Below are 13,140 nucleotides of genomic sequence, written 5' to 3'. Positions count from 1 at the left end.
ACGCCCTCACACGTGATCATCAGCCACATATCACAACCACACACAACCCCTTCCAAAACAGCCTCTATAGCAGCCCAAAAGACTCACGGCCCCGTGACCAGCGGAAACGCTGCTGCCCGCGTCAGCGCTTCAGGGCGCGGGCGATGATCCGGCCCGCGAACAGGTAGATCAGCGCCGCGAGGCCGTAGTTCAGGATCACGCCGATCGTCGCGTCGCCCGGGGTGAACACGTCGCCGAGGCCGAGCACGAAGAACTTCGCGGTCCCGTAGGTGAACGCGACGAAGTCGTTTTCCTGGTTGGCGCCGGTGACCACGAAGATGATGTGCAGCACGAAGACCAGCGAGATCAGCGCGGTGAACACCTGGATCAGGCGGCCGATCGTGTCCGCGCTGGGCCCGTTGAAACGGGGCCCGCGATCGCGGCGGTCGTCGTAGTCGCGGTCGCGGTCGCGATCCCGGTGGCGGTCCGCGCGGGACTCCCGGTGGCGATCCCGCTCCGGCTCCCGGTACCGGTCGTCGTACGCATCGTCGCGGTAGTGGTCCCGGTACGGCTCGGGATCGCGATAGCGGTCGTCGTACGGGTCATCCCGGTAGCGGTCGTCGTACGGCGCATCCCGGTAGCGGTCCTGGTACGGCTCCGGGTCGCGGAGCGTGCCCTGGTCCCGGAACGGCTCGGGTTCCGCGGGCTCCATGCGCTGCTGGATGCGCGTCGCCGGGTACTGATTGGCGGGCGGCTGCTGAACCGGGTGCTGCCCGACCGGCGTCGACTGGCCCATCGGCACCGTCCCGGCCGGCGCGGCGCCCAGCGGGCCGCCGGGCGGCGGCATCTGCGGACCCGACTGACCGCCGTGCACCGGGCCTTGCTGCCCCGGCGTGCCTGCCTGCGGCCCCGGCTGGCCTCCCAGCGGCGGGCCTTGTTGCCCCGGCGGTGGGCCCGGCTGGCCAGGCGGCGGGCCTTGTTGCGCCGGCGGTGGGCCCGGCTGGCCAGGCGGCGGGCCTTGTTGCGCCGGCGGTGGGCCGGGATGACCACCTGGCGGGCCTTGCATGCCACCAGGCTGACCGGGCGGCGGCGGGCCAGGTGGACCCGGCTGACCTCCCGACGGTGGGCCTCCCGGCGGCTGACCTCCCGGCTGACCCGGCGGTCCCGGCTGGCCTGGCTGCGGCGACGAGCCGGGCTGAGGCGGCGGCCCCGGCTGCCCAGGCGGCGGACCCTGCTGAGGTGGCATCGGCTGGCCCGGCCCCTGGCGAGGCGGCCCGGGTTGCCCCGGCGGGACTTGGCCTTGCGGCGGCTGGCCCGGCGGCATCTGCCCCGGCGGAGCCTGCGGAGGGCGCCCTGGCGGCGGTCCGCCCTGCGGTGCGCCGGGCGGCGGCCCAGGCCGCTCTGGGGGCTGTCCGGGTCCCGGCCGCCCTGGATCACCGGCTCGGGGATCTGCGCGCTCATAGGCCATGGCCGCGCATTGTCCCGGGTGATCGCCCCGAGGCGAAACCCCCCTCGCCGCGCGCGGCCGATGAGACGCACCACAGCACCACGGGCAACGGCCCTCACCAGGCAGAACCGCGCGCCGACCGCGGCTCCGCGGCCAGGCCGATGCGCATGCTCAGCCCAGGCAGCCCCTGCGCCCAATGTTTCCGCTGGTCAGGACCCGTGCGTGTTTTGTGCAGCTATAGAGGCTGTTTTGGATGTGGTGACGTGCGGATGTGGTAACGCGGGCGTTTTGTCTTTGAAGCGGCGCAGCCGCTTAGCCCACCCTCGCAACCGGCACCGCCGCGGGTTCACGGTGCCCACCCCTCCGGGGTTCTCCCAGCGAGGACAGCCCCGATGCCGCGTATTGGTCATACATAAGTCGGGGATCCCACAGCCGAGAAGACCTCTGAGGTTCCGCCACCCGCACCGCTACGCAGGACGAGTTTGGAAACAGGCTCTATAGCAGCACAACGTACTCACGGGTTCTGACCTGCAGAGATGTCGCCCAGCACTTCGGGTTCCGCAAGGTGGTGTTCGAAGAGTCGGAGGATCTCGGGGCGGCACAGGCGGTTTCCGCGGGCCGCTGCTTCGGAGGCGGCCGATTCGCCCAGCGCGGCGCGCACGTCGCCGGTCAGCCGCGCGATGTCCGGGTTCAGCGCGTCCGGCGCGCCCCGCAGCGCTCCGGCCGCACCGAGGAGTTCTGCTGCCGCGGCGAATTCCCCGCTTCGGGCGGGCAGTTCGGCGATCGCGCTGCCGACCGCCGCCACCAGCACCATGTCCGACGTCGCCGATGCCGCGGTGAGCGCCGATCGCAGATCGCGGCGGGCCGCCTCGCAAGCACCACGAGCCAGAGCTAGCCGCGCCTGAGCCACTCCGTGCAGCGATCGGAAGACCGGGTCGACGTCGCGCCGCGGCCCGGCCGCCCACCGCGCCAGGTCGTACTCCTCTTCCGCGGCCCGCAGGTCGCCGCCACCACGCGCCAGGTCGCCGAGCTTCAGCCGGGCGAGGGCGAGGTGCTGGGCAGCCGGTTCGGACTCGACCACGCCGCGCAGTTCGGCGGCCGCGCGTTCGGCGTCTCCGGCATGCGCGTGCGCGGTCGCCAGCCACACCCGCTGGTGGTGGTCGTTGCCGAGCTCGCGGGCCGGGGCCATCGAGCGCCGCAGGGCCGCGATCGCGGCATCGGGATCGCCGAGCATCGTCCGCACGATCCCGAGGTAGGTCAGCGAGGTGACCATCCCCCACCGCTCGCCCAGCGCCCGGAACTGCTCGGCGGCCGCGGCGAGATCGTCGCAGGTCTGCCGCAGGGCACCGCGGTTGCCGTCCACCAGCGACCGCACGAACGACAGCATCGCCCGCGCGAGCGGCGCCGGGTGCGGCTGCCGCCGGTCGATCGCCGCCGAGGCAGCGTCGAAATCCCCGGAGAGCAGCGCGATGAGCGGCTCGATCACGGCTCCGGAAGGGTGCTCGCTGCCGGCGGTTTCGCGGCATCTGTCGATCACGTCGGTGGCGACCTCGCCGGAGAGCACCGCGTTCAGCAGGTAGGCGGCCGTCGCCGGCACGCGGTTCGCCGTGGTGGAGCCGGCGGGGAGCTCCAGCGCCATCCGCAGGAGCCGGGCCGCCTCGGCGTGATCGCCGTGCAGCGTCAGGTAGTAGGCGAGCGCCGTCGCGAGCCGGATCGCCGTGTCGGCGTCGCCGGCACCGCAGGCGAAGTGCAGCGCGGCGCGGAAGTTGTCCCGGTTCGCGGCGAGCCGGGGCGCCCATCGCAGTTGTTCCGGTCCGCGCAGGTGCGGTGCGGCTTGCTCGGCGATTTCGCGGAAGTACCGCGCATGGGCGGCTCGGACCCGGTCGGCGTCGGCCAGTCTCTCCAGGCCGTACTCGCGGATCGTGTCCGGCATCCGGTACCGGATCGACTGTCCATCGTGGACAGATTCGACGACCAGCAGCGACTTGTCCGCCAGCGCCGACAGGAGCACCGCCGCGGGCCGTCCGCCGGTGCAGACGCGTTCGGCGGCTTCCACGGTCATCGAACCGCCGAAGACCGCCAGCGACTCGGCGACCGATCGTTCCGCTTCGTCGAGCAGGCCCCAGCTCCAGTCGACCACCGCGCGCAACGTGCGGTGCCGGGGCAGCGCGGCCCGGTTTCCCTCGGTGAGCAGCCGGAACCGGTCGTCGAGCAGCGCGAGGACGCGATCCGCGGGCAGCGACCGGATCCGGGCACTCGCGAGTTCGATGGCCAGCGGCAGGCCGTCCAGCCGCCGGCAGATCTCGGCGACCACGCCCGCATTCCCGGCGGTCACCGCGAAATCCGGGTTCGCCGCCCTCGCCCGGTCCACGAACAGCCGCACCGCGGGGCTGGCCAGCACGCCGGCGACATCCGAGCCCGACGGCGCGAGGCCCAGCGGCGGCACCGGCACCAGCGCCTCGCCGAGCAGGCCCAGCGGTTCCCGGCTGGTGGCGAGCAACCGCAGGCCCGGGCAGCTGCCGAGCAATCCGTCCGCGAGGGAAGCGACCGCGTCGAGCTGGTGCTCGCAGTTGTCCAGCACCAGCACGGCCGGAGCCGGTGACAGGGCGTCGGCCAGCCGATCCAGCGCGTCCCGCCCGTGCGGCGCGCCCCTGGGCCCGAGCGTGCCGAGCACCGCCTGCGGAACGTCCGCCGGGTCGGACACCGATGCGAGTTCCGCGAACCAAACCGCCTGCTCACCGGCCAGGCCGGCGGCCGCGGTCGTCGCCAGCCGCGTCTTGCCCACACCTCCCGGACCAGTCAGCGTGACCAGCCGGTGCTCCGCCAACCTCCGGTTGACCAGGGCAAGTTCGGCATCGCGCCCGACGAAGCTCGTCAGCTCGGCGCGCAGCTTGCTGCCGCGCGGCCGGGTGGTCGTTTCCTCGCGGAGCACGGCCAGATGCGCCTCGCGCAGCTCCAGCGACGGGTCGGCGCCGAGCCTTTCCGCCAGCGCCGCGCGGAATTCCTCGTAGCTGCTCAGCGCCTCGGCCGTTCGTCCGGTCGACTGGAGCGCACGCAGCAGCAGCGCGCGGGCGCGCTCGCGGTCGGGATGCGCCGCGGTCAGGGCCTGCAATTCGGTTACCAGCTGCGGGGATTCGCACCCGGTCTGCAGATCGACCTGTGCCCGGTCCTCGATCGCGGCGAGCCGCAGCTCGGCCAACCACGCTCGCGCCGCCACGGCGAACGGAGCGTCCGGGACGTCCTCGAACGCGACTCCGCGCCACAACGCCAGCGCCTCGCACAGCAACCGGCCCGCCAGCTCAACATGCCCGTCGTGCAGCGCCCGGCGGCCGTCGCGGGCGAGTTCCTCGAATTGCCGGCAGTCCACCGATTCCGCGTTCAACCGGTATCCGTTGGACTCGCGCAGCACGGCGTCCGGCAGGAGCCGCCGCAGCCTCGACACCAGCGAGTGCAGCGCGTGCACGCGGTCGGCGGGCCCGTCTGCGCCTGGCCACAGGGCCTCGGTCAGCGCCTCGACCGAGACGGTGCGCCCGGAGTCCAGCGCGAGCCGGCTGAGCAGCGTGCGCAGTCGAACGCCGCCCACGACGACGTTCTCGCCGCCGGAGCTGATCTCCAGCGGTCCGAGGACTCCTATCCGCATGCGCCCACCCTGCCAGGGGTGCCGGCCGCGGAGGAATCGCGGAGCGGCGAATTCCGCCGCTCCGCGCGAATTCCGCTCAGCAGACCTTTCCGGTGGACCCGATGGTGGCGTTGTCACCGCCGGTGGTGACAATCAGCCGGTATTCGGCGCGATTGCCGCAACCGAAGTTGAAGAGGGCGTTCTTCGAGCCGTCGGCGGTCTTGGTCTGCGTCTTCACGTGGGTCCAGCCCGAACCGCTCTTGCGCTCCAGCTTCCCGGTGACCTTGCAGCCGGAGCTGTTGGTCGTGGCGCTGGCGCGCAGGCCGAAACCGGTTTCGCCGAGGCTCTTCGAGTGGCCCGCTAACCCGCAGGAGGCGGCCGCCTCCTGAACCGAATCGGCGGGACTGGCCTGCGCGGGAACGCCGACGAGGGTCAGGGCCAACGCGGCGGTGCCGATCATCGACAGGGCGAAGCGCTTCATGGAGCTACCACCTACACAACGATTCCCCTTGCCCGGTCTGCCGGAAACAGCGCGGCGAACCGGGCTGGGCGAAGAATTTCAACGGACTCGGGTCACGCTACGCGCGGCAGATCAACGGCACCGGCAGAACGGCGCGGCCGGGAAATTCCCCACAAATCCAGCGGAAAAAGCAACCCCGCACCATCTGGCGCGTCCGGATATCCGCGTCTCGATCACGGATCGGGAGGAAGCGGACAACCCGCCTGCTGCGAGCGGGCTGTGTGCGGTTTGCGAGCACCGCACCGCAACCTCGCTCCATGCCTGCGAAATCGAACATCGCGCGGCTCGCCGCGGGCTCCGCGCTGCTGGCGACCGGAGTGCTCTCCGGGGCGTTCTTCTACGGCTGGGCCAACGTGACGCCGACGTTCTCGGCCGTGCCGCTGGATGTGCACCTCGCGTTCCGCGTCGAGTTGATGAAGGTCAACGGCGTCGTCATGCAGATCCTGATGGCGGCTGCGGTCGCGACCTCCGGCTGGCTCGCCTTCAGCGTCCGCGGCCGGGCGCGCACGCCGGCGATCGCCGCCACCGCCTTCGCGGTGGCCTCGTTCCTGGTGACCAGGTTCGGCAACGTGCCGATCAACCAGGAGATGAAGCGCTGGGCCGCCGGTCAACTCGCCCCCGACTACCTGGACCGGCTCGCCGTCTGGGGCACGTTCAACGACATCCGGGTGGCCACGGCGCTGACCGCGTTCGTCCTGGTGATCATCGCCGCGGGTCTGACCGGAGCGCGCCGGTGATGCGGGGCTGGGTCCGCGACCGCGCGGTGCGGGCCTCGCTGGACCCGGATGCGCCGCTGGACGATCTGGAGCCGCTGCGGGACGTGATCGGCGACGCCCGCGTCGTGGGGATCGGCGAAAGCACGCACCACGCCTCGGAGTTCTACCGCCTGCGACACCGGCTGTTGCGCTTCCTCGCCGAGCGCTGCGGATTCACCGCCTACGTCTTCGAGGCCCCGTTCACCGAGGCGCACGTCATCGACGACTGGGTGCGGGGCGGGCCGGGCGACGTCGCGGAGGTCAGCGGCGCGGGCACCGCGCTCGGCCTGGGCGACTGCCCGGAGATGCACGCCCACCTGACCTGGATGCGCCGGCACAACGAGCACGCCGAGCGGCCGCTGCGCTTCGTCGGCGCCCTGCCGGTCTCCACCGGCTCCCTGCTGCCAGCGCTCACCGAGGTGGAACGGTTCCTGCGCCGAGCCGACCCGGACGCGTTGCCGCTGCTGACGCAGGCCACCGAGGTGGCGGAGCGGTTCGACGGCGACTCCCTGCTGACGTTCCAGCGCTACGCGGAACTCGACGCCGCGGACCGGAGCGCCGCGACGGCGGCGCTGAGCCGGTTGCTGGCGCGCATGGAGTGCATGGCCGCCCACCACCGCTCCGAGGGCCGCGGCGGCGAGCACGCCGCGGCGATGCGGCACCTGCGCAGCGCCTGGCACCTGGACCACTTCCAGCGCGATCTCAGCGGCGCGGGCCTCGCGGTCGGCACGGCCGAACTCGACCGCTACGCGGCCGAGACGGCCCTGCACCTGCTGGGCGAGGAACCCCGGATCGTCTTCGCCCTGCACAACACGCACCTCCGGCGAACCCCGATCGCGCACGAAGGTGCCTTCGGGTTGTTCCCGGCCGGCTACCACCTGGCCGAAGCACTGGGCGACGACTACGTGGCGATCGCCGCGACGAGCATCGGCGGCCGAGCCGTGCAGGGCAGGCTGAACCTCGACCACCCGGACGGCGTGGAAACGCGGGAAGTTCCGCTGCCGCTGCTGGAACCGGGCTGCATCGAAACGGCCTTCACCGGCGACGCGCCGCTGACGATCGCGGAACTCCGCCCCGAGATCGAAGGAGCCGACGCCTACCGAAGAATCCGAACGGAGGGCGGCTTCATGGAAGCCCCGATCTTCAAAGCCTTCAACGCAATCGCCTGCGTGCCGACCACGACCACTTGGAGATTCCATCCATAGTGGACGGGAGGAGGAAAGTACCCGCTCCGTCCCACTCTCAACGTATAGCGCATCGGGGGGCTTGCGGCAAGACCCCGGTCGTGCTGCAGAATCGCCGACCGAAGCCAGCACCTGCGGAAATGGGAGTCGCTAAATGCGTGTGTTGTTGACGGGGTACGACTCGCGCGGGGGCGTCGAACCGCTGGTGGGACTCGCCGTGCGGTTGCGGGAGCTCGGCGCGGAGGTGCGGGTGTGCGCGCCGCCGGACGAGGAGTTCGCGGAGCGGCTGGCCGGTGTCGGCGTGCCGATGGTGCCGGCCGGCCGGTCGGTGCGCGCGATGGTGACCTGGGCGGCGCCGCGGTCACCATCGGACCTGCCCCGGCGCGCGGCCGACTTGATCGCCGTGCAGTTCGACGCGGTCGCCGCTGCGGCCGAGGGATGCGACGCGCTGGTGGCGACCGGCTTGATGCCGGCTGCGGCCGGCGCACGGTCGGTGGCCGAGAAACTGGGCATCCGCTACGTGTACGCGACCTTCCAGCAGCTCACGCTGCCGTCGCCGCACCACCCGCCGATGGCGTATCCGGGCCGGCCGTTCCCACCGGAGGTGACCGACAACCGGGTGCTGTGGGACCTGGACGCGCAGAGCATCAACGCGCTGTTCGGTGAGGCGCTCAACGCCAACCGGGCGTCGATCGGCCTGGCCCCGGTGGACAACGTCCGCGACTACGTCATCGGCGACCGGCCGTGGCTGGCGACGGACCCGGCCCTGGACCCGTGGCAGGAGCCGGCGGACCTCGACGTCGTGCAGACCGGCGCGTGGTTCCTGCCCGACGAACGCCCGCTCCCGGCCGAGTTGGTGGCGTTCCTGGACGCCGGCGCACCACCGGTGTACGTGGGCTTCGGCAGCGCGTCCATGGGCGCCTCGACGGACGCCGCCCGGGCGGGCATCGAGGCGATCCGCGCGCAGGGCCGCCGCGCGCTGGTCTCCCGCGGCTGGGCGGACCTGGCCCTGATCGACGACCGGGACGACTGCTTCGCGGTCGGCGAGGTCAACCACCAGGCACTGTTCGGCCGGGTGGCCGCCGTCGTGCATCACGGCGGCGCGGGCACGACGACGACGGCCGCCCGGGCCGGCGCTCCTCAGGTGGTGGTGCCCCAGGGCGCGGACCAGCCGTACTGGGCCGGCCGGGTGGCCGACCTGGGCATCGGCGCGGCGCACGACGGTCCGACTCCGACCACCGAGTCCCTGTCAGCCGCGCTCAAGACGGCCCTGGCTCCCGAGGTCCGCGCACGAGCGACCACCGTGGCCGGCACGATCCGCACCGACGGGGCGAGGGTGGCCGCGACGCTGCTGCTCGACGCGCTCAGCCGAGAAGAGCCGTCAGCATCCGCGTGAACCACGCGGGATCGGCTACGGCGTCCAGGTCGTCCTCAGCGGTCCGCTGGTGTGTTCGCGTCGGTTGCCGCCCAGCTGGCGAGCAATTGGAGCGCCTCCGCCGAAGGTGAGCCGGGTTCGGCGGTGTAGGCGCTGAGGGTGAGGCCGGCGTCGGCGGTGAACTGCATGGCTTCGAAGTTGAGGGTCAGGTCGCCGACGACGGGGTGGTGGAAGTACTTGGTACCGGTGCGGTGCAGGCGGACGTCGTGAGCGGCCCACCGGGTGCGGAAGTCCTCGCTGCGGGTGCACAGTTCGCCGATGAGGCCGGTGAGGCCGCGGTCGTGCGGGTTGTGGCCGGCTTCGGTGCGCAGAATGGCGACCGAGGTGCGGCAGGACTCGTCGTAGTAGGGGAAGAAGTCGCGGGCGGCGGGGTCGAGGAAGCCGAAGCGGGCGATGTTGGGCGGCGTGACCTCGCTGGTGCGGGTGGGGCTGTCGAAGACCGGGGAGTACAGCGCCCGCCCGAGCATGTTGGCGCCGAGGATGTCCAGGCGGCCGTTGCGGACGAACGCGACGGTGGTCGTCATGCTGTCGACGATCTGCTGCACGACCGGGCGCACCCGCTGCGCCGGGCGCCGACGCTGAACCGGGCTGGTGTGCGGGCGGCCGGCGGCGTTCGCGGCGCGGGCGAGGTCGAACAGGTAGACGCGTTCGGCCTCGTCGAGCTGGAGAGCGCCGGCCACGGCGTCCAGGACGCTGTCGGAGACGCCGGCGAGATTGCCCTTCTCCAGCCGGGTGTAGTAGTCGACGGAGACACCGGCGAGCATCGCGACCTCCTCGCGGCGCAGGCCGGGAACCCGGCGGTTGCCGCCGTAGTGGCTCAGCCCGGCCTGGTCGGGAGTGATCTTGGCCCGGCGGGTGACCAGGAAGTCGCGGGCCTCGGTGCTCTTGGCGCTCACGCCAACCACGGTACGACGCCCCTCGGCGACGAGGGGGGTTCTGTCATGACCTGGAAAGATGCGACCTCCCGCGCGTGTGCGGACCGGGGTTTTCTCGTGGTGTGACCACCTCCGGAACAACGCGACCAGCGATCGACGCCGCCACGCTGCGCCCCGCTGGCCGGGTCTCCAGGCGTTGCGGCCGGCAGGCGAACGAGCCTGCTGCTGGCCGCCGCCCTCACCGGAGTCGCGAAGTCATCCAGGACAACGGTCCAGAGAGGACACCACGCATGACCGACCAGAACGCGCCTCAGGAACCGTCCGCCGCGGAGAAGATGTTCGGCGACTTCGCGCCCGCGCTCGTGCACTTCACCGACGACGTGCTCTTCGGCGAGGTCTGGCAGCGCACCGAGCTCACCCCGAAGGAACGCAGCCTGGTCACGGTCGCCGCCCTGGCCACCGCGGGCAACACCGACCAACTCGTCTTCCACCTCGGCCGGGCCAAGGAGAACGGCAACACCGAGGCCGAGCTGATCGAGGCGCTGACCCACCTGGCCTTCTACGCGGGCTGGCCTCGCGCGATGGCGGCCATGGCCGTCGCCAAGAACGCCTTCGCGGCCTGAGCCGCCACCCGGCCGAAGAACCACCCGGCGCCGAGGAGATCGCTGCTCGCCCCGAGCGCACCGATGGCGGGTCCACATCGAACCGCTGACAATCCGGCACGACACGCACCCAGAAGGAGAGATCCCGTGGAACTCACCCCGGTCAACGACACCGTGAAGGCCCCGGCCGCCGCGTTCACCGGCGACGTCTACGTCACCCCGTTCAAGAAGGCCGAGCCGCCGTCGCGGCTGGTCGCGGCGCTGGTCCGGTTCACCCCCGGCGCACGCACCAACTGGCACTCCCACGCCGTCGGCCAGACCCTGCACGTCACCGAGGGCGTCGGCTTCGTCGTGAACCGCGACGGCAAGGTCATCCGCATGCGTGCCGGCGACACCGTGTGGACCTCGCCCGGCGAGGAGCACTGGCACGGCGGCACCAACAGCACTTGCATGAGCCACATCGCGATGGTCGAGGGAACCGACGACGGCGACGGCACCACCTGGCTCGAACCCGTCACCGACGAGCAGTACGCCACCGCCCACGAACTGTGACCCGAGCTACCGGCGCGGGCGGGCACCAGATCACGGGCCGAGTCCGGGGAGAACCACTTCAGGAGTACAACGACCTGGACTGAACCTGGCGGTGGTCAGCGGGTTTCGGTGACCTTGCGGAGGCCCGCCGGGCGGTCCGGGTCGTAGCCGCGCGCGGTGGCGAGCGCCCAGGCGAGGCGCTGGAGCGGCAGTGCCTCCAGGACCGGCGACAGCTCCTCCGGTAGGTCCGGGATTCGCAGCTGGGCGTCGCCGCCCGGGCCGACGCGCAGGACTTCCGCGCCCTGCTCCTCAAGGCGGGCCAGTGGTTCTGCCATCGCCGCGCCGCCCGGGCCGGTTCCGGTCACCGCCAGCACCGCCGTTTCCTGGCCTACCGCGGCGATCGGCCCGTGCAGCAGGTCCGCGCCGCTGTAGGCGCGGGTCACCAGGTAGCTGGTTTCCGCGAGCTTCAACGCCGCCTCGTGCGCGGTGGCCAGCGAGTACCCGCGCGCCGTGGTGACGACCTGGTCGGCGAATCGCAACCGCTGCGCCACCGCGCCGATCCGGTCCGCGTTCTCGTCCAAACAGGACTGTGCGAGCTCGCCGATGCGGTCGACGGCCGCCCCGCCGCGGACCCCGGAGAACAGCAGGTGCAGCGCGAGCAGCGTCGCGGAGTACGTCTTGGTCGCCGCGACCGCCCGCTCCGCACCGGCCCCGATGTCCAGGGTGTGCTGCGCCGCCGCGCCGAGCGGCGAGTCCGGCGTGTTCGTCACCGCCACCGTGAACGCCCCGCGCTTGGCCGCCTGCTCGGTCACCTCCACGAGGTCCGGGGAGCCGCCGCTCTGGCTGACCGCGATCAGCGCGACGTCGGTGAGGTCCGGCTCGGCCCGGTACAGCGTGGTGGTCGACGGCGACACCAGTCCGGCGGGCAGCCCGAGCAGCACCTCCACCAGGTACTTGCCGTACAGCGCCGCGTTGTCGCTGGAGCCGCGCGCGGCGAACAGCACGAACCGCGGGCGGCTGCTGGCGAGCCGCTCCGCCACCGCCCGGAACTCCCCGGCGCGCCGGGCCAGATCGGCCAGCACCCGCGGTTGCTCAGCGATCTCCGCGGCCATCCAGGTACCCGTCGTCATTTCGTTCCCTTCCCGAGGCCGGGAATCCCCAGCAGGCGTGCGGCGTTGCCGCCGAAGATCGCGCGCAGATCCACCTCCGGCATGCCCATCTCGTGGCACACCCGCAGCTGGTCGGCCAGATACCGGTAGCAGTAGCCGCGCGGGAACCAGGAGGAGTCGCTGCCGAAGACGATGCGCTCCGGGCCGATCGTTTCGTAGCAGCGCCGGAACAGGTCTTCGAGCGTCAGCTTGTAGGGCATCCAGCGCACCCACTGGTTCGACCCCGACGTGTCCACCAGCACGTTCGGGCAGGACCAGCACAGGAACAGGACCTGCTGCACGTGCTGCACGCCGAAGTGCGGGATCACGAACGGGATTCCCGGGAACCGCTTGGCGACCGGCTCCAGCCACGCGGGCTCGATGTGCGCGTTGTGCGCCACTCCTCCGCTGGAGCCGCAGTGTCCGAAGTGGATCAGGACGGGAATGCCGCGATCGGCTGCCACCCGCCACACCGGGTCGGCGGCCGGGTCGTCGATGCGGTGCGGCAGCAGCGGGGCGAACAGCTTCAGCCCGCGCAGGCCGAACTCGTCGATCGCCCGCGCCAGGCGCTCGGCGGCGTCCGGGGCGGTGAGGTCGCGCAGGTTCGCCATCCCGGAGAACCGCTCCGGTGCCCGGGCGACGAGCTCGGCCACCCGCTCGTCGCCGCAGCCGGTGACGAACGCCGCGTGGGCGATCTCGTGGCGGTCGAGCTCGGCCAGCCACATGTCGGCCTCCGCCTGCCACGTCCGCTCGGGATCCGGCTGCGGATCGGGGAAGTCCCAGGCCCGCCGCCAGCGCCGGGACTGCTCCGCCACCTGCTCGGCGCGCCGCTGCTGGGCTGCCTCGTCGTGGTCGGAGCAGCCGAACTGGCCGCCGGAGAGATCCCTGGTCGCCGCGTCCTGCTCGATCCGGAAGTGCAGGTGGAAGTCGACGATCGGAAAGCCGTGCGCGGTCACTAGTGCACCCTCTTTCGTGCAGGCGCCTGGATGGCGTTTGTGGTAAGTACTAGGCGGAAGCCGGGGTGACGGCCCGGAGTGGTCGCCCC

General features: G+C 72.0%; 11 protein-coding genes. 5 read left to right on the top strand and 6 right to left on the bottom strand.

The features are described from left to right. Positions 1–121 precede the first annotated feature (121 nt). The 3 genes from AB0I53_RS47620 to AB0I53_RS47610 all read right to left on the bottom strand — a co-directional run bounded on the left by AB0I53_RS47620 (position 122) and on the right by AB0I53_RS47610 (position 5,526). The gene (locus AB0I53_RS47620; protein ID WP_358617311.1) at positions 122–826 is read right to left on the bottom strand and encodes a hypothetical protein; all 705 of its coding nucleotides are present in this window, start codon (positions 824–826) and stop codon (positions 122–124) included. A 1,114-nt stretch (positions 827–1,940) separates the two neighbouring features. Continuing rightward, positions 1,941–5,066 (bottom strand): BTAD domain-containing putative transcriptional regulator, encoded by a 3,126-nt coding sequence (locus tag AB0I53_RS47615; protein ID WP_358617309.1) that lies wholly within the window; start codon positions 5,064–5,066, stop codon positions 1,941–1,943. Between the two features lie 76 nt (positions 5,067–5,142). Continuing rightward, positions 5,143–5,526: a hypothetical protein gene (locus AB0I53_RS47610; protein WP_358617307.1), complete on the bottom strand. Its 384-nt coding sequence runs from the start codon at positions 5,524–5,526 to the stop codon at positions 5,143–5,145. A gap of 296 nt (positions 5,527–5,822) precedes the next feature. On the opposite strand from AB0I53_RS47610, the gene AB0I53_RS47605 reads away from it, so the two are divergent. The 3 genes from AB0I53_RS47605 (at position 5,823) to AB0I53_RS47595 (ending at position 8,900) form a co-directional block, all read left to right on the top strand. After that, positions 5,823–6,302 carry a DUF1772 domain-containing protein gene (locus tag AB0I53_RS47605; RefSeq protein WP_358617305.1) on the top strand — a complete coding sequence of 160 codons (480 nt, stop codon included), beginning with the start codon at positions 5,823–5,825 and terminating at the stop codon, positions 6,300–6,302. Further along, on the top strand, positions 6,302–7,525 hold the full coding sequence (locus AB0I53_RS47600) for an erythromycin esterase family protein (protein WP_358617313.1): 1,224 nt from the start codon (positions 6,302–6,304) through the stop codon (positions 7,523–7,525). Before AB0I53_RS47605 ends, AB0I53_RS47600 begins: the two co-directional genes overlap by 1 nt. 133 nt (positions 7,526–7,658) lie before the next feature. Continuing rightward, positions 7,659–8,900, top strand: a complete 1,242-nt coding sequence (locus AB0I53_RS47595) for a glycosyltransferase (protein ID WP_358617303.1) — start codon at positions 7,659–7,661, stop codon at positions 8,898–8,900. 35 nt (positions 8,901–8,935) lie between these two features. Here the strand turns inward: AB0I53_RS47595 and AB0I53_RS47590 are convergent, their stop codons facing one another. Next, the gene (locus AB0I53_RS47590; RefSeq protein WP_358617301.1) at positions 8,936–9,835 is read right to left on the bottom strand and encodes a helix-turn-helix transcriptional regulator; all 900 of its coding nucleotides are present in this window, start codon (positions 9,833–9,835) and stop codon (positions 8,936–8,938) included. Positions 9,836–10,104: 269 nt separating this feature from the next. Here AB0I53_RS47590 and AB0I53_RS47585 point away from each other — a divergent pair, with 269 nt between their 5' ends. Next, positions 10,105–10,437 (top strand): carboxymuconolactone decarboxylase family protein, encoded by a 333-nt coding sequence (locus AB0I53_RS47585; protein ID WP_358617298.1) that lies wholly within the window; start codon positions 10,105–10,107, stop codon positions 10,435–10,437. Positions 10,438–10,563: 126 nt separating this feature from the next. Then, the gene (locus AB0I53_RS47580) at positions 10,564–10,968 is read left to right on the top strand and encodes a cupin domain-containing protein (RefSeq protein ID WP_358617296.1); all 405 of its coding nucleotides are present in this window, start codon (positions 10,564–10,566) and stop codon (positions 10,966–10,968) included. A gap of 95 nt (positions 10,969–11,063) precedes the next feature. Here the strand turns inward: AB0I53_RS47580 and AB0I53_RS47575 are convergent, their stop codons facing one another. Further along, a complete protein-coding gene (locus AB0I53_RS47575) occupies positions 11,064–12,077 on the bottom strand; it encodes an SIS domain-containing protein (RefSeq protein ID WP_358617293.1) in 1,014 nt (337 codons plus the stop codon). Then, entirely contained in the window at positions 12,074–13,051 is a 978-nt protein-coding gene (locus tag AB0I53_RS47570) for an amidohydrolase family protein (RefSeq protein ID WP_358617290.1), read from the bottom strand. Before AB0I53_RS47570 ends, AB0I53_RS47575 begins: the two co-directional genes overlap by 4 nt. Positions 13,052–13,140: the final 89 nt, after the last annotated feature.

Source organism: Saccharopolyspora sp. NPDC050389 (assembly GCF_040655595.1).
Taxonomy (GTDB): Bacteria; Actinomycetota; Actinomycetes; order Mycobacteriales; family Pseudonocardiaceae; genus Saccharopolyspora.
This window is presented reverse-complemented; position numbering and strand designations above follow the sequence as displayed.

What these genes read in the sequence shown, in the direction of transcription:
- AB0I53_RS47610 (WP_358617307.1), bottom strand. Translation starts at nt 5,526, where the DNA reads ATGAAGCGCTTCGCCCTGTCGATGATCGGCACCGCCGCGTTGGCCCTG.
- AB0I53_RS47600 (WP_358617313.1), top strand. Translation starts at nt 6,302, where the DNA reads ATGCGGGGCTGGGTCCGCGACCGCGCGGTGCGGGCCTCGCTGGACCCG.
- AB0I53_RS47595 (WP_358617303.1), top strand. Translation starts at nt 7,659, where the DNA reads ATGCGTGTGTTGTTGACGGGGTACGACTCGCGCGGGGGCGTCGAACCG.
- AB0I53_RS47585 (WP_358617298.1), top strand. Translation starts at nt 10,105, where the DNA reads ATGACCGACCAGAACGCGCCTCAGGAACCGTCCGCCGCGGAGAAGATG.
- AB0I53_RS47620 (WP_358617311.1), bottom strand. Translation starts at nt 826, where the DNA reads ATGCCGCCGCCCGGCGGCCCGCTGGGCGCCGCGCCGGCCGGGACGGTG.
- AB0I53_RS47605 (WP_358617305.1), top strand. Translation starts at nt 5,823, where the DNA reads ATGCCTGCGAAATCGAACATCGCGCGGCTCGCCGCGGGCTCCGCGCTG.
- AB0I53_RS47615 (WP_358617309.1), bottom strand. Translation starts at nt 5,066, where the DNA reads ATGCGGATAGGAGTCCTCGGACCGCTGGAGATCAGCTCCGGCGGCGAG.
- AB0I53_RS47575 (WP_358617293.1), bottom strand. Translation starts at nt 12,077, where the DNA reads ATGACGACGGGTACCTGGATGGCCGCGGAGATCGCTGAGCAACCGCGG.